We start from the raw sequence: 16380 nt of genomic DNA on the forward strand, positions 1-16380 counted from the left end.
TTAAGGAGATCAAATGAATCAGGAAAACAAACTACAGCTCGAGACGGTGACCCTTGGTGGGGTCAACCTCACACTGAGTCCCCAGGATAAAAGCCAGCCTGAATGGATAGGGCAAGAGGAAATTCTAAAGCAATTGCTCGCTTGTTGGCTGGTGGTGGCAAAGGAGGATATGCCACTTTCACCACGCATTGTCGGCATGCCGGGAATCGGAAAAACGACCCTGGGTATGGTAGCGGCAAGAAACAGAAAGCAGCCTTTATATATTTTCCAGTGTACCAGCGACACCAGGCCCGAAGATTTGCTCATTACCCCGGTGCTATCTGAGCAAGGCAAAATTTCCTACCATGCGTCTCCATTAGTCACAGCGATGATTAGCGGGGGTATCTGTATTCTGGACGAAGGCAACCGGATGAACGAAAAGAGCTGGGCATCCCTGGCTCCCCTGCTCGATCATCGGCGTTATGTGGAGTCAATCATCGCTGGTATTCAAATTCCGGCACACAAGGAATTCCGTTGCTGCGTCACCATGAACCAGGATGAATCAACCTTTGAGATTCCAGATTATATTTTGTCGCGTTTGCAACCTACCCTGTCACTGGGCATGCCGACTGAACAGGATGAAATGGCGATCCTGAAATACCATCTACCCTTTGTCCGGCATGATATGGTTGAACTGACCGTTCAGTTCCTGCAAAAATCACATCAACTCGACCTGGACTTTTCTCCAAGAGATGGCCTTCATATCCTCCAGTACGCAGTCAAACGACTGGCTCAGGACCCGGAGCATCCATTATCAAGCGACAAAGCCTGGAAAGAAGCGGTGGAAGGCATTCTTGGAGAAGACGCGCTGGATCTGGATAAGCTTGCGGAGCGTAAACGTCGCGCTCTTGGCAATGAACGGTTGCCGATGGGTCTCGGTGATTTCTTCTTTGGGGAGGGAGACCCTCTTCACCCCGATCTTGATCGATAACGAGAGGTTATCTTGAGCGAACTATTCACGCTTAGTGACCGGATCGAATTTCTCCCTGTCGTTCACGGCAGCGGACAGTTCATGCGGGTCGTCAGGCAACGCCTGTTAGGCAAGACCTACGACTGCCTGGCAGTTTGCCTGCCGCCTGAATTCCAGTCCACTGTAGAAACCGGAATCACCCATCTTCCCTACATTACGGCAAGCTTCCAGTCCGAGGAGGACGGCACCCAGAATTATGTCCCCATAGATCCCACCCAGCCTGTTATTGCTGGTTTAAGAATTGCCTTGCAGGAAAATATTCGGCGGGAGTTTATTGACTTGCCAGTCTCTCGTTTCGAACCAAGAAAATCAATATTCCCGGATACCCTGGCACTTTCTCAACTTACTTTGGAAGAATTTGCAGTAACCTTACTGCCCTCACTAAAGAAACCACCTGCAGACAGCCAACAGGATTTAAGAATCCGCTGGATGGCACACCAGTTACACCGTCTGGAACTCGAATGTGAAAATTTAATTTTTATTTGTTCCATGCTTGATTGGCCCTGGATAAAGGCCGCTTATGACAGTCTCGAAAAATTCCCACAGCCCGAAAAGACAAACAACCCAGACCTCTTTGGAATAGAACATTCCACATTGACCTTTGCCCTCAGCGAACTTCCTTATGTCACATCTCTTTACGAAAAAAGACGAGAAGAATTGCGATCAGACAAAACAGCCGAAATTGATGGGGTAAAAGAGATCCTGCTAAGAGCTCGCGAAAAGTTTCTGGAAAGACACAAGGTCAAATATCACAATCTGTCTTCTCAGGCATTTCAGGTTTATCTCCAATATGTGCGCAACCTGTCTCTCATGGAAAGCAGGCTGACTCCAGACCTCTATACGCTGGCCATGGCAGCTAAACAGGTTGGAGGAGATTCCTTTGCGATCGCATTGGTCGAGGCAGCACGGGAGTACCCTTACCAGGAAAAAGAAGAATATTTCGACACCATGACGCTTGGCATTGACCAGGGAACTTTTGGGGACGACACCCCCGTCAACCTTAAAAACCGTCTACAGGAAACCGAGCTGGTCTGGCGCACCCTGGACTTGAAACCACAACCAGATTGGAAAAAACAGGACGAATGGAAATACACCTGGGATCCGCACGGCCAATGTTCATGGCCCCCTGAAGACGACAAGATTGAAAGTTTTAATACGCATGTCCGGGAACAGACCAAACTATTACTGGCCAACGATCTTGCCAGAAGCGAAAAATTCACCTCATCTGTAAAAGATGGGATCGACATCCGCGATACCCTGCGCAACTGGCATACTGGTGATATTTATGTAAAAGAAATTCCGCCTTCGCGCGGAAAGGTCGAGATTGTTCTTTTCCTGTTCGAAATGGAACCGGTTCCGGAACGTTATCCCTGGCGCCAGACCTGGTACGCTGAGCACAATGAAGAATCGACCCTGTGTTTTTTCGCAACCAACTATATCGATAATATGATCGGCCCGGGTATAGGGCAGGCTACCTATGGTGGATGCATGATGATGTTTCCCCCCCGACCAATTCCGAATATCTGGGACGACCCCCGCATGAAACTTTCGGAAACTCTGGAGGAACGTTTACTGGAGGCCGCATTTTTTCATTCACAGGAGCGCCATGTGACGGTGGTCTCCCCTGCTCCGCCTCCCGCTGCCTGGAGAAAACTGGCACGGCATTACCACCGTCGAATAATTCACATCCCCCTCAAAAGGTTTTCCAACCAGACCATCGAGAAGGTACGGCAATTTCACGTTTTAAATGGCAAACAGGTGCGATCATTTGCCCAGAGATTTATCAGCGACTTTTAATATGATTTATACCCAGGCCTCCTCCCGATAGGCGCTGTCCCAAAACATCCATTCAAGGCGAGTGGATAAGACAAAAGCATTTAGCATCTGTTCTCCCTGTTCAGTGTTCACCTGATCTGCAACCCGGTCGGTTAAATCAATCGCATCATCCACAATTTTCGAAAACTCTTCCCCCGAATAAGTATCGATCCATTTCTGGTAGGGGTTTTCCGCAACCGCTTGTGAATGGATATGCAAACCGACTTCACGGTAAATCCAGAAACAAGGGAGCAAGGCAGCGATACCCTCCGCGTAGCTTTTGTGAGTACAAGTTGAAATCAGAAAATTTGTGTAAGAGAAACATCCGGGAGCTTTATCAACATCCAACTCAATATCGAACAAATCAAAATAATGCTGATGCAGGCCACGTTCCGCAACAATAGCTCCCTTGGAAAATTCGAGCAACAAGACAATATCATCAGGGTTATCGGCTTTGGAAGCAACAATGGCAAGCGCCCTGGCAAAATCGACCAGGTATAAGGAATCCTGCTTCATATAAAATTGAAACCGTGACAACGCGAGCGTTCCCAGGGAAAGCTCCCGGTTAAAAGGATGATCCAGTATTTTCTTATATAGTGGAGCTACGGCATCCCATGCCCTTTCGGAAAATTTCATTTATTGTCCTCTCCCCCTTCTTTCCACAATTTATAAAAATGAGACACAGGCCCCTGCCCCTTGCCAAGCGAATACTCACCCCCTGCCTGGACAGTTCCAGCAATATACTCTTTGGCTGATTGCACAGCTTCTTTTAATTCACGTCCCTTCGCCAGATATGCGCCGACCGCAGAGGAAAAGGTACAACCCGTGCCATGCATGTTGGGTGTGGTCTCGCGGCGACTGTACAACCACTGTCCTTCAATTCCGCTTTCACTTCGGAACGCCAGGTAGTCATCGCTTCCCCCAGAATCCAGATGGCCCCCCTTGATGACAACGCAAGAAGGACCCTCTTTAAGCAAGGCATGTGCAGCCTCTTCCATATGATCCCGGGTTTTTATAGACCGTTTTAAAAATTCACCTGCTTCCGGAAGATTCGGAGTCAGCACAGTCGCCCTTGGAATCAAGTCTTTCCTCAAGCTTTCGATCGCATCGTCTCTAATAAGACGATCGCCACTTTTCGCAAACATGACCGGATCGACAACGAGTTTTTCTACAGAATATTTATTCAGGCACCGCGCCACCACCTCTATGATTGCAGGGGAATGCAGCATTCCAATCTTCACGGCATCGACTTCAATATCGTCCAGAATTGCAATTAATTGCGACTCAACAAACTCCGACGTGACATCAAAAATACCCCGAACTCCCATAGTGTTCTGAGATGTTAAAGCCGTAATAACGGACATTCCATAACAACCCAGCGCAGAAAACGTTTTGAGATCGGCCTGGATTCCGGCTCCACCACTGGGATCAGAACCTGCAATGCTAAGCGCTGTTGTGTACGATTTCATAATGGATCCTTTCAAGGCATGGTACCAAAGCCACCCCTGTCCAGAAATACAAATGACCTCCTCCAAAATAAAATTTATGACCTCTTAATTGGTAATTGGGAGGATTTCCACTTTTTGCTATACTCTTCAACAGGGAAACGGTTTCCAACCCCGTTAATACCCTCCTTTGTATTCGATCCTGCCCTTGAACTCCTGTCGTTAATCCGACAAATCACACATGCCAACAACCAACCATCAGGTCAGCCGCGCCGCCGGAGTCATCGGTTCCATGACTCTACTCTCGAGAGCCTTTGGTTTTATGCGAGATGTCCTCATCGCCATGAAATTCGGAGCAACTCCTGCAGCCGATGCATTTTTCGTGGCTTTCCGGATTCCCAATATACAGCGTCGGATCCTGGCCGAAGGTGCTGTCAGTTCAGCATTCATTCCAGTATTCAGCGAGTATCGTGAAAATCATCCTGAAGAGGAATCCTGGTTATTGGCTGCAAACCTGTTTAATATCCTCCTGTTTCTATTGGTCGCCTCTTGCATTTTTCTCGCACTGTTTGCTCCATGGATCGTCGCCCTGTTTGCCCCCGGTTTCATAGATGAACCCAAAAAGTTTGACCTGACAGTTAAACTGACCCAATGGATGGCGCCGTTTCTTCTCTTTATTGGTTTGGCAGCGTTCAGCACCGGCATTTTGAATACCTTCAAAGAATTTGCGTTGCCCGCTGCTGCTCCGGCGATCACCAACATCTGCATTATTCTCTCCATCCTTTTTTGGGCTCCCACCCTGGATGTCCCCGTGATGGCTCTGGCCTATGCGGTTTGTATCGGCGGTTTTTTTCAGTTTGCTTTGCAATGGCCCGCCACTGGCCGCCTAGGATTTCGTTTCATTCCGACATGGAACTGGCGTCACTCGGGCGTTATTCAAATTGGTAAATTAATGGTTCCGGTCATGCTGGGCCTAGCTGTTTACGAAATCAACCTCCTGGTAGACACACTATTAGCCTCTCTTCTCGATAGCGGTTCAATTTCCTATCTCTATTACGCCAACCGCCTGGTGCAATTACCTCTTGGAGTTTTTGGCGTGGCACTGGGCGCCGCCCTGCTGCCCCTGCTATCCGAACAGGCAGCGAAGAAAAAATTTGGTGAACTTAGAGACTCGCTCAATTTTGGTATCCGATTAGTCCTCTTCATTTCCATACCGGCAACGGTTGGGCTCATATTGTGCCGAATGCCGATAGTAAACACCCTGTGGGAACGCGGAGAATTTTCAACCACCGCAACGGATGGGACGGCCTTCGCTCTCCTTTTTTATGCCCTGGGATTGTGTGGATTCGCCGGCTCCAAAATTGTAATCACTGCATTCTATTCCATGCAGGACACCAGGACTCCGATGATTATTGGAATCTGGTCCATGGTTTTAAATATTGTGTTGAACATCCTCCTCATGGGTCCTTTGAAACATGGAGGCCTGGCTCTGGCCACTTCCCTCTCCTCCATATTCAATGCAGTGGTTCTCATATTTGTTTTAAAAAACAGGCTTGGACGAATTGGGGGGAAAAAAATAGTGACCATGACCCTTAAGGTCACGGGGGCTGCAACAGCCATGGGAGCGGTAGTCTACGTATTCAACGAATGGGCATTTGACAGGACCGCAGCTCTTTTAGTAAAAGTCCCCGTGCTCCTGGTGGCCATCATCATGGGGGCCTTTATTTTCGGGGTAATTGCGCGTTTTATGAAACTTGAAGAATTGCGCTACGTTCTTGACCTGAAACAAATAAGGGCCGCAAAGACTACCTGACCGTTGCAAGGAAAGCCATGATTCTTTATTGCACTCTCATCTCCCTTCACTATAATATTCTCCCAAACTTAAACCTGAGGAACTGAAACATGCTGGCTTGCCTTGACCTTGAAGGGGTATTGATCCCTGAAATCTGGATTGCATTTGCAGAAAAAACCGGAATAGAAAAATTACGCCTGACCACTCGGGATATTCCCGACTACGACGAATTGATGCGTGGGCGCCTCAAGATTCTCGATGACAATAACCTCAAGCTACCGGATATTGAAAAAGTAATCGGTTCCATGGAACCCATGCAGGGTGCCAGGCAATTTCTGGATTGGCTGAAATCCGAATTTCAGGTAATTATCCTGTCGGACACGTTTTACCAATTTGCCGGCCCCCTCATGGCACAACTCGATTATCCAACTTTGTTTTGTAATTCTCTGGTTATTGACAGCAACGGAAGGATTGCAGATTACAAGCTTCGACAGAATGATGGAAAAACCAAGGCGGTGAAAGCTTTTCAGAGCCTGAATTTCCAAGCCATAGCCGCGGGCGATTCATACAACGACACGGGAATGCTGAAACAGGCTGAAGGCGGTATTTTCTTCAAGCCTCCGGCAAGTATCACGGAAGAGTTTCCTCAATTTCCAGTCACACAAAATTATGACGAATTAAAAGCTGCTTTTCTGAAAGTCAGGGAAGGAATTCTTAAATAAGGGTCACTCGACTTTGGAATCGAGCAACCGGGTGGCTATCCAACCTGTTCTTTTGTCTAGTTGAATTTCGCACCAGGTATCTGTTTTTCTTATCATCTTCACAACCTGCCCCTTGTTCAACACCCCTATGACCGGGCTATTGGAGGTTGCCCTGGCCCGGACATTTGCACGATCAACATTGACCATGTGCACAAGTTTGAAATCTGGCTCGTCAGCAACAGGTAGCTCTTCTTTTAACACAGGGATAGTGGATTTTATTTCGGTGACCAGTGTGTCGAAACTCGAAAAGCTTTCCGGTTTGTATTTATAAAAAACCAAACCGGAAAAAATCAGAACTACAACCATTACCCTGAAAAATGTCTGCCAGGGCCCGATACCCTCATTAACTTCCTCAGGTGGAAGTTTTGGTGGCCCGCAACCTTCACAAAAAATGCTGGAGGGACGTATCACTGTATGGCATACAGAGCAGACCTCCGCATCCCGACCCGTTTTCATCTTTCCAGAAACCATGGTTCTGTCTCTTCAAAATTTTTAAGCTAGGAAAAACTGATTTCGTAAAGCTCCCCGTATTTATTTTTTAGATAACTGATGAAGTGCTCCGGGTTGAGTGGCTCACCAGTCACCTTTTCGCAAAGTCCTTCTGCAGAATAAAGCCTGCCCCTTCTGTGGATATTTTGATTCAGCCATTCCTTAACCGGCTGCAATTTTCCCTGGCTAACTTGTTCCTCAATATTCGGAATATCCCGTTTGAGAGCTTGAAAATACTGGCAGGCATACATGGCTCCTAATGTATAACTTGGGAAATAACCAAAAGCCCCGCCGCTCCAATGGACATCCTGCAACACTCCTTCGGCATCTGTCTCCGGGGTCAGGCCCAGATATTCTTTCATTTTTTGATTCCAAACCTGGGGAAGGTCATCCACCTGAATCGACCCATCAAAAATCCCCCTCTCTACTTCAAACCTGAGTATAACGTGGAGGGGATAAGTCACCTCATCAGCTTCAACACGGATAAAGGAGGGGGAAACCTTATTGATCGCTGCGTACAGGTTGTCAACACTCGCTCCGTTCATTTGCTCAGGAAAGGTTTCCGTAAACAGCGGCAGATAATATTTTAAAAATGGCCGCCCCTGTGCGATCATTCTTTCCCAGAAAAGAGATTGGGATTCATGAACCCCCATGGTCAAAGACTCGGAAACCGGGAGATCCGGCCAGTCCTGCATCCTCCCCTGTTCATAAAGTCCATGTCCTGTTTCGTGGATCACAGCGTACAGCGATTCCACAAAGTTATCCTCCCCGTAACGGGTGGTGATCCGGACATCTGTGAAATCGCCTCCACCGGAAAACGGGTGAACGGAAACATCCATCCTCCCCTGATCAAAAGAAAACCCCATGTCTTCACTGATTTTCCGACCCAGGGCTTCCTGCCTATCAAGTGGGAATTTGCCTGTGAGAATACTGGTATCCACTTCTTTTCCACTTTCGGCAATTGCTTGAACCAGGGGAATCAATTCCTCTTTCAGTTTTTCAAAAACAGGCAAAATGGTTGCAATGGTGGCATCGCGTTCAAACAGGTCGATATTGGCATCATAGGGGTGCTTTTCAGGTGCCACACAGGCAGCCCATTCCTTTTTTAACTCGATCAGGCGCTTCAGTGTGGGAGCAAAATCCTGGAATCTGTTTTCCTCCCGGGCTTTAGCCCATATGGAATGCCCTTTGGAACTGAGCTCTGCTATCTCTTTTACCAATCGACCCGGTACTTTGGTCTCCAGGTCATAATCCCGCTTTGCTTCCAGAATGTTTCGCCACTCGTATTCATTGAACTGGGCTTCCGGACATTCCAGCAACTGGTCCAACATTCCTTCAAGTTCAGAGTCAGTGGACTTTTCATGAAGAATTGAGGCAAGAGTTGCCATTTGACGAGCCCGGGAATTAGCACCGCCCTTAGGCATGATCACCTCCTGATCCCAGTGCAAAATACCCATCACAGCGCCAACTCTGCTTTTATCCTGTAATTTTTCTTCGAGGGAGTCGTAAACATCCCGAACGTTATTTTTCAAAATAACCCCACATCAAGTTAATAACAAAATTGTACCTAAACCCACCTCAAAGGCCAAACTATGCTCACTATCATTTGTAACATTCCCAAATTCTGACTAATAGGAAAAAATGGTGTAGTAATTTTTTTTCCAGTACGGGTTATCCATTGACCTTTTATGCCCCTCACGATATATTGAAAATGGTTCTCAATTAATAGCCGTTCCCTGTTCATTAAAAACAAAGGGAACATCTTTAACCTTTCAAAAAAACTTAATTTTATGAAATTCCCTTTTTTCGTCCGGTCCTTACCCTTACTTCTTGTCCTTTTTCTCCCAAATACAGCGTTTGCTTCTGATATTAAAGAACAAGCTGAAAAAATTGTGATGATGTTGAACATCGTCAATAAAGAGTATCACGAGGGAGTTAAGGATGGAAAAATCATCAATGCGGACGAGTATGGAGAAAGTCAGGTATTCCTAGCTCAGTCAGAAGAGCGGTATCAGGGAATTTCAGAGAAGGGTCAGGATATAAAGTCAGCTTCGAAGTTGGCAGCAAAGTTCAAATCCCTATCCAAAATAATTGCATCCAAAAAGGATCCGGCTCAAATATCAAAAGCCGTTCAAAACCTGAATGCGGGTCTGGTAAAACAGTTCGGGCTAACAATTTTTAAGTCGCCGAGAAAGCCCGTATCACTGGCAAAGGGGAAAACCATATATCAAAAGAACTGTGTCGTCTGCCACGGCCCAACCGGTCAGGGGGATGGTCCCAAGGCAAAAGGCCTGGAACCGGCACCGGCCCGGCTCGCTGACCCTCAGCTGACAGGAGATGGCATTACCGATCCGTATGACAATTTCCAGATCATCTCGGTGGGCATAGCCAACACTGCCATGCAGGGCTGGGCGGATACTTTAAGTGAAGAAGAAAGATGGGATGTAACTTTTTTCGTTAGAACCTTTTCCAATAAACTGGTCAAATTACCCGCTATCCAAAAAGCGGCCGCAACAGAAAATTCAGGTGCAACAGGTGAAAACCCTGAAAAGGTTCTGGAGGAAATAAAAAACCTGCTAGAAAAATCACGTTCAGCTTATGAGAAGGAAAAAGTCCGTCCGGCAAGACTGGCCGTAATTGATGCTTATCTTGTTTTTGAACCAGTTGAACAAGTTTTGCTCGAAAAAAATAGAAAAGTTGGAAAGGGTATTGAGCGCACCTTCGGTGAATTACAAACACAAATGAAAAAGAAAGCTCCCTATCAGGATATTGAAACGACCATAAACAAAATCAATCTGGATTTAAAAAGCGCCCTGCCCCTGTTGCAATAAAGAGTATTGTTTAAGGGGGCCGGTTACAGTATTCTCACATTGTAATCGGTCCCTGAAATTACTCTTTTGAATTAATTTCAGGCGCCAACTCATCATTGAACGGCACTGACGGGTGCCTTTTTTATTACAAGTCATGTTTTTAAAACGCATCCTTAAAGCATCCATATTCGTCAGTCTTCTTCTTGTTCAAAGCCTGGCTTATGCAGAAGATTCAACTGAATCAACAGAGCAAACACCCGCCCAGATAGTCCAGGAAATCCAGACTATTCTTACCGAAACCCAGACTGCCTATAAAGACAAGGACAGTTCAACGGCAAGACTTGCCGCCATGGACGCCTATCTCGTTTATGAGGGAATAGAACCCGCACTGATCAACAAGGATAAAGAATTGGGAAAAGGGTTAGAACAGACCTTCGGCAAGTTGCAGGGACAAATCAAAAGCGATGCTCCCCTCGAAAAGGTCAATACCATTATCGCTGAGCTCAATGCTGGGTTAAAAAAAGCCCTTCCCCTGCTCGAAGAAAAAATGGGATTCGAAAGTCAGTTCATCAATTCTTTCGGAATCATCGTTCGCGAAGGTTTTGAAGCCATATTGATCCTTGCCGCCCTCATCACCTTCCTCATCAAATCAAAAAATCAGGACAAGGTCCGGCACATCTGGATTGGCGTGGTCCTGGCGGTGGTCGCCAGCCTCTTTACCGCATGGTTACTGGAAACAGTGTTTGAAATGGGAGCCGCCAGCCGGGAAGTGATGGAAGGATGGATAATGTTGCTAGCTGTCGTCATGCTGTTCTGGGTGAGTTATTGGCTGGTTTCAAAAGTTGAAGCCTCAAAATGGCAGGCTTACATATCCGGTAAAATGAAAGATGCAATTGGAACTGGGAACACATTCACCTTAGGCATGGTGGCGTTTATTTCGGTTTACAGGGAAGGATTTGAAACGGTACTTTTTTACAAGGCGTTGTTCATCCAGGCTGGTGAATCGGCCAGCGGCATCCTGCCCGGTTTTCTTTTCGGCTGCCTGGTGTTGGTAATCGTCTATTTCCTGATTTATAAAATGGGAATTCGAATCCCGGTCAAATGGTTCTTTATTGCCACCAGTGCTCTACTTGCCTTCATGGCTTTTATGTTCATGGGCAAGGGATTGCATGAACTACAGATGGGGAACGCTCTCTCAATCACACCAGTCACCTGGGCGCCCGAATTTGCCGAACTAGGGATGTACGCCACAATCGAAACCTTCATTGGACAGGTCATTCTCCTTGTAGCCTACATAATAGCAATAGCAATCACCCTCCGTTCCAAACTTGAAGGAAAAGTAAAACCACAGACTTCCTAATTGAAATCAATTCTTTGAATTCTTGAGGGATCAAACATTCAGGGATTTGAATCCAGGTCAACCTGTACTCTACTTGCCTTCATGGCCTTTACTTTCATGGCCAAGGGATTGACATGATCACCCGATAGGGAACGCCCTCTCAACCACTCCAGCCAGTTGGACGCCCGAATCCTAAGACCTTGGAATAAACGCCACAGTCGAAACCCTCATTGGACAAGTCATTCTTCTTGTCGCCTACATAATAGCAATAGGAATTACCCCCCCCTTTCCAAACTTGAAGGAAAAGTAAAACCACAGGCTTCTTAACTGGAAACAGTCCTTTGAATTTTTGAGGGATCAAGAATTAAGAAAAAATATAGAGAAAAAAAAAAATATCTTAAAAACGAAAATATTGCGGGGCCCTTAAAGGACCCCGCAATACTTTGCCTTTATATCTTAGTGCGTACGTATTGTCCCGCGAGATACATTTCAGCAAAACGGTCTTTCAGCGGAGACTCAGGAGTGTAGCCCGTTCGGACTGGCTCCCAAAGCCCCTTACCGTGCAGACCACCGTCTTCCGCCTTGGAGAATTTAACCAAAGTTTCCTTCGGCGTGGCGTTAACAGCGTGGTTGTCTGCCTCGTAACCATGCTTGAACTTCATCTTGGATTTTGCCTTATGGAACAGACTGTCAGTCTGATGCATCGGCATCAACCAAGACCGGGTGATGGACTGCTGACCACCGTAACGGAAGTTAGACTGATAAGGAGTGGTCATGGACATTGCACGTCCGTCTGGCCGCTCTTCATGAGCCTTAACCGTACGCTCTGTACCGGCCCACGTTGCATGTTTCATCATCGTGGTGTGATACGGATACGCAGGGTTGTACTTCGCACGCAACATCAGGCGACCAACCTTATAACGAGGATCGGAAGGTTTCCAACCCATATAAGGACGATCAGCCGGATTAGCGTCACAGTAGATATAGTCACCATCATTGATACCCAGATCCTTACAAAGGAATGGGTTCATATGAACTTGCCATTCACCCACACCAGGAGACCGTTTGTCCATGCGATATGGATCACCAAAGTTGTTGTTCCAGATCATGTTCCAGTCAGTCGTCGCCCAGGACGAATGAGCGGTATGTCTGGACTTCGGAGTTACGCAGTAAAAACGATATCCCTTTTCCCACAAGAAGTTTTTGGTCGTACGTACTGAAGACCATGGCTTCTTGATATTCCGCACGTGACGCAGATCCGGATCTTGCTCGTCTTCCGGAATTCCGTAGTCATCAGGACGGATGTAGGGATTGGTGGACACGATAACGTTCGGCAGGTAAGGCGTTGCTTCCGGACCTTCCCTATGAACAACAAAGTTCTCACCAAATTCGATCGCTTCCGGCTCATCATTGTAGAACTGGATACGTCCGTTTGGTGTGTAGTAAGGTTTAGACTCGGTAAACATCTCCCAGAACGGAGAACGCGGATAAGTTCTGAACAGCATCAGACATGCACCCGGCTCACCATACTTGCCGTTGATGATGTCATCGATGTTGTAGCCCATACCCGTGGTCGACGTGGTGAACAACCGACGAATCATTGCTTTCGTCCGAGTGGGAGCTTTACCTTCATAAATCTTCATGTAATCCGCAAAACGCCTGTCACCTGTAACCTCTGACAGTCTCAGAGCGAATTCCCGATGAATCAGGTTATCGTCAATGGTGTCGAAAACAGGCTTAATACCGGTACCACCCCAAATCTGATGGAACGGATTAGAACAAGAAGACGTAATCTCATAACTCTCAAACTCAGCCCAGGAGTTCGGCGCAAGTACGATGTCTGAGTACTCACAAGAACCCGTGAACTCGATGTCCTGAGCTATGATCATGTCAATGCTGTTATTGGTATTAAAAATTAATTCATAAAACCACTTCGCATTGTTGATTACGTTAACGTTTACAAACCACATCAACTTGGTCGGAGTCGGCATATGGGAACGACCCGTGAAAACCTTACGTCCATACCGTGGGGTATTAACGATAAGAGCTTTATCACGATGCGCCCAGTAGCTGACTTCTTCACCCTTCATGTACCCCTTAACATTGGCCCAGTCGACATTTTTGGCTGGATCAGTGATCGGGTTGAAAGGATCTTCAGCAACCATCGCCGCAAAGCCAGGACCTGACCAGTGAGAACCCTGGTAGTTACCAGCTTTGTAGTTTCCGGACCAGGTATGAGAACCGGAACCCTTCGGACCTACGTTACCGGTCAACAACAGCGGAACATAGGATGCGCGGTTATGCATGGTGGCATGGAAGTAGTGATTGATACCCTCACCGTAGTGGATCTCAACGGGGAGAATCGTACCCATGTCACGCGCCAGACGAACAACGAGATCCTTAGGAGCATGAGAAATCTGATGAGTGGTATCCAGATCGTAGTCCTTCAGATGGATCTTGTACATTTCGTACAGAGGCATAGCCGTGATGGTCTTGCCATTTACAAGCTTAATATCATAAACACCGTCCAGAGCTGGATCGATGTTCTTTTTACGCATTTTCGCACCGATGTCTTCGCGAGTGATCGCTACAGGCTTGTCGGTGTTGGTATCCCAGACAACAAAGTCCGGCATTTTGTCCCGATTGAAGTTCTTCATCCACTTGGTGGTGAAGCCATCTTTCGGAAGCGGCTGAGGCTTATAACCGGGAATAAAATCATCCGGATGCAAGCGCGTCAGGTTATCGGTACGTACCAGAAGAGGCATATCGGTGTAATCCTTGATGTAAGGAATATCCGTCAACCCTTCGTCCATGATGATTTTGGCCGTACCAAGGAAAATGGCGATATCTGAAAGACCAGCGCGAACCGGAATCCAGTAATCAGCCTTCGTCGCAGGAGGATTGTACTCCGGCGCAATAGAAACCAGCGTACCACCACGTTCCATGATTTCAGTGTACCAATGCGCTTCCGGCATCTTGTTTTCAATGAGGTTTTTACCCCACTGAATGGTCAGCTTCGCATAACGATGATCAGCGAAGTCGATGTCAGAAGTCTGCATACCATGCACCCAGGAATGCCCCGGAGCCTGATCACCATGCCAGGTGTAGTTGGACCACGCACGACCACCCAAAACATGACCAGGACCACGGCCACGCACGATAGCATCGATCAAAACCACCATGTTGGCAACTCGGTAAAGACCATATTTACCAACAACACCGGCCATTCCCATACCACCGCGGTATTTCATAACGCGTGAACCGGAACCGCCCATGGCTTCGATCATTTCTGGCTGATAACCTTCGTTTTTCAGGCGCTGGGCACCACGAGGACCGGAGTAGGCTTTACCTACCGCAATGTGCCCCTTAGCCAGATAAGTGAAGGTCTGATCCCAGGTCATACGAACAAACTCGTCCGTTCCCCGGCTGGTGAACTTATACTTTTCACGGTTTTCTTTGTCGAGATAAGGAAACCCGTCATCCGCCCACTGTTTCCAGCCAACGCGAATCATCGGGTACTTATTCCGATAAGGACCGTAAACGCGGCGAGGGAAGGTCATGCCGCGCAGACACATGCGTGGGTTCCAGGCAGCGTCTGACTGGTTACCATACAGGTCAAGAATTTTATGATGATCGTAGTTCTGCTCAATACGCATCAAAATGCCGTTACGGACGAATCCACGAACACGACACTGATGGGTGTCATTAGGAGAACAGCAGTACGTGAATGAACGTTCATACTTATACTGGTCACGATAGACTTCTTCCCAGCGACGATCCGGATAGGATTCGAGGGGATTACCTACCTTAACAACCGGCTTTAACTGTGCTCCAACTCTCTTACTAGAAAGTGCCATCGCCGTAGCGACGCCAGCACTGACCTGCAGGAACTTCCTGCGATTCAACCTCATAGACCATCTCCTTTAAAAATTGTAGAGAGGAAATTTTTGAAGATTGAGCAGCTTGACCACCCAACCCTCCCCAAAGACCGCCACTGCCTACCTAATCGTGGAACCTCAACCAGTGACAAATCCAACCAAGTCCATTTCCCTGAACCTCAAGGAAACAAGACCTATTTCAGGCCTTTTGCACTTGTGCGAGAGAGTATCTAAAATTACAGGAAGGAAATATCGGGGAAATCCTAAATTCAAATAAAATTTTCCCTAAAATTTTTGAAAAATTATCTCATCAAAGCAGTGGGTGTTTTTCCGACTCGCGCCCAGATTTCATGAATCTTAAAAAAACAAAATAGCGGGATATAAATAAAAAAATACAGCTCAAATTAATTTATTCAATACAGCGTATTGAACCAGTTGAGAATTCGACTCCATATTCATTTTTTGAATTATATGACTTCGATGAGCACTGACGGTCTTCACACTCACAAACAATGATTTGGCAATAGCTGTCAGTGAATGCCCCGCAACAAGGAGGCGAAATACCTGAAATTCCCTATCTGAAAGCAATTCATGGGGCGGTTTATTGTTACCCGATGAGTTAAATGCCATTTTCTCCAAAAAGTCGATACTAAAGTACCTGCCACCGGAGGCCACTTTTCGAATAGCTTCTTTTATAGTCTCCAAAGAAGATTCCTTGGTAAGGTATCCCGAGGCCCCTGCTTTTACATAACGCGCGGCAAAATGCTCTTCCGGGTACACGCTAAGGACAACTACCCCAATTCTTGGAAAATGACTTAATAATTCCTTCAGGTAATCAAGACTCCACTCTCCTTCCATAGTTACATCCAGGAGAACGACATCAATTTTCGATTCTTTTGCCTTTTCCAAAATTTCCCGGCCATTAACAGCCTCTGCGACCACATTTAAATCATTGTCTCCTGAAAAAGCCCTAAGTAACCCTTGTCGGAAAATCGGATGATCGTCTGCAATCATTATGCGAATTGCCTTGTCATTATTCATT

The 16380-nt window shown here is 46.8% G+C and carries 12 protein-coding genes; 6 read left to right on the top strand and 6 right to left on the bottom strand.

The features are described from left to right. Window positions 1-13 precede the first annotated feature (13 nt). Together G3M70_16285 and G3M70_16290 are read left to right on the top strand one after the other, a co-directional pair. Entirely contained in the window at window positions 14-970 is a 957-nt protein-coding gene (locus G3M70_16285) for an AAA family ATPase (GenBank protein ID QPJ63351.1), read from the top strand. A 12-nt stretch (window positions 971-982) separates the two neighbouring features. Then, window positions 983-2806 carry a hypothetical protein gene (locus G3M70_16290; protein QPJ63352.1) on the top strand — a complete coding sequence of 608 codons (1824 nt, stop codon included), beginning with the start codon at window positions 983-985 and terminating at the stop codon, window positions 2804-2806. 6 nt (window positions 2807-2812) lie between these two features. Here G3M70_16290 and tenA read toward each other — a convergent pair whose 3' ends face one another. Both tenA and thiD read right to left on the bottom strand, forming a co-directional pair. Next, a complete protein-coding gene (gene tenA / locus G3M70_16295) occupies window positions 2813-3460 on the bottom strand; it encodes a thiaminase II (protein QPJ63353.1) in 648 nt (215 codons plus the stop codon). Beyond that, a complete protein-coding gene (thiD, locus tag G3M70_16300; GenBank protein QPJ63354.1) occupies window positions 3457-4293 on the bottom strand; it encodes a bifunctional hydroxymethylpyrimidine kinase/phosphomethylpyrimidine kinase in 837 nt (278 codons plus the stop codon). The genes tenA and thiD overlap by 4 nt, the downstream gene beginning before the upstream one ends. A 217-nt stretch (window positions 4294-4510) precedes the next feature. Here thiD and murJ point away from each other — a divergent pair, with 217 nt between their 5' ends. Further along, a complete protein-coding gene (gene murJ / locus G3M70_16305; GenBank protein QPJ63355.1) occupies window positions 4511-6082 on the top strand; it encodes a murein biosynthesis integral membrane protein MurJ in 1572 nt (523 codons plus the stop codon). Between the two features lie 89 nt (window positions 6083-6171). After that, entirely contained in the window at window positions 6172-6783 is a 612-nt protein-coding gene (gene thrH / locus G3M70_16310; protein ID QPJ63356.1) for a bifunctional phosphoserine phosphatase/homoserine phosphotransferase ThrH, read from the top strand. Window positions 6784-6786: 3 nt separating this feature from the next. On the opposite strand, the gene G3M70_16315 is transcribed toward thrH, so the two are convergent. Together G3M70_16315 and G3M70_16320 are read right to left on the bottom strand one after the other, a co-directional pair. Then, window positions 6787-7293 carry an SH3 domain-containing protein gene (locus tag G3M70_16315; protein QPJ63357.1) on the bottom strand — a complete coding sequence of 169 codons (507 nt, stop codon included), beginning with the start codon at window positions 7291-7293 and terminating at the stop codon, window positions 6787-6789. Between the two features lie 26 nt (window positions 7294-7319). After that, window positions 7320-8846, bottom strand: a complete 1527-nt coding sequence (locus G3M70_16320; GenBank protein ID QPJ63851.1) for a carboxypeptidase M32 — start codon at window positions 8844-8846, stop codon at window positions 7320-7322. A gap of 255 nt (window positions 8847-9101) precedes the next feature. Between G3M70_16320 and G3M70_16325 the strand changes: the two genes are divergently transcribed. Together G3M70_16325 and G3M70_16330 are read left to right on the top strand one after the other, a co-directional pair. Next, window positions 9102-10142 carry a cytochrome c gene (locus tag G3M70_16325; protein ID QPJ63358.1) on the top strand — a complete coding sequence of 347 codons (1041 nt, stop codon included), beginning with the start codon at window positions 9102-9104 and terminating at the stop codon, window positions 10140-10142. 112 nt (window positions 10143-10254) lie between these two features. Continuing rightward, on the top strand, window positions 10255-11481 hold the full coding sequence (locus G3M70_16330) for an FTR1 family iron permease (GenBank protein ID QPJ63359.1): 1227 nt from the start codon (window positions 10255-10257) through the stop codon (window positions 11479-11481). A 428-nt stretch (window positions 11482-11909) separates the two neighbouring features. Here the strand turns inward: G3M70_16330 and G3M70_16335 are convergent, their stop codons facing one another. Both G3M70_16335 and G3M70_16340 read right to left on the bottom strand, forming a co-directional pair. Then, window positions 11910-15371, bottom strand: a complete 3462-nt coding sequence (locus G3M70_16335) for a molybdopterin-dependent oxidoreductase (protein QPJ63360.1) — start codon at window positions 15369-15371, stop codon at window positions 11910-11912. A 366-nt stretch (window positions 15372-15737) separates the two neighbouring features. Beyond that, a complete protein-coding gene (locus G3M70_16340) occupies window positions 15738-16379 on the bottom strand; it encodes a response regulator transcription factor (GenBank protein ID QPJ63361.1) in 642 nt (213 codons plus the stop codon). Window position 16380 lies beyond the last annotated feature (1 nt).

Source organism: Candidatus Nitronauta litoralis, assembly GCA_015698285.1.
In the GTDB taxonomy this organism is placed as follows: domain Bacteria; phylum Nitrospinota; class Nitrospinia; order Nitrospinales; family Nitrospinaceae; genus Nitronauta; species Nitronauta litoralis.

Excerpts from the sequence above, each read along its gene's own strand:
- G3M70_16285 (QPJ63351.1), top strand. The coding sequence starts at position 14 with ATGAATCAGGAAAACAAACTACAGCTCGAGACGGTGACCCTTGGTGGG.
- tenA (QPJ63353.1), bottom strand. The coding sequence starts at position 3,460 with ATGAAATTTTCCGAAAGGGCATGGGATGCCGTAGCTCCACTATATAAG.
- thiD (QPJ63354.1), bottom strand. The coding sequence starts at position 4,293 with ATGAAATCGTACACAACAGCGCTTAGCATTGCAGGTTCTGATCCCAGT.
- murJ (QPJ63355.1), top strand. The coding sequence starts at position 4,511 with ATGCCAACAACCAACCATCAGGTCAGCCGCGCCGCCGGAGTCATCGGT.
- thrH (QPJ63356.1), top strand. The coding sequence starts at position 6,172 with ATGCTGGCTTGCCTTGACCTTGAAGGGGTATTGATCCCTGAAATCTGG.
- G3M70_16315 (QPJ63357.1), bottom strand. The coding sequence starts at position 7,293 with ATGGTTTCTGGAAAGATGAAAACGGGTCGGGATGCGGAGGTCTGCTCT.
- G3M70_16325 (QPJ63358.1), top strand. The coding sequence starts at position 9,102 with ATGAAATTCCCTTTTTTCGTCCGGTCCTTACCCTTACTTCTTGTCCTT.
- G3M70_16335 (QPJ63360.1), bottom strand. The coding sequence starts at position 15,371 with ATGAGGTTGAATCGCAGGAAGTTCCTGCAGGTCAGTGCTGGCGTCGCT.
- G3M70_16340 (QPJ63361.1), bottom strand. The coding sequence starts at position 16,379 with ATGAATAATGACAAGGCAATTCGCATAATGATTGCAGACGATCATCCG.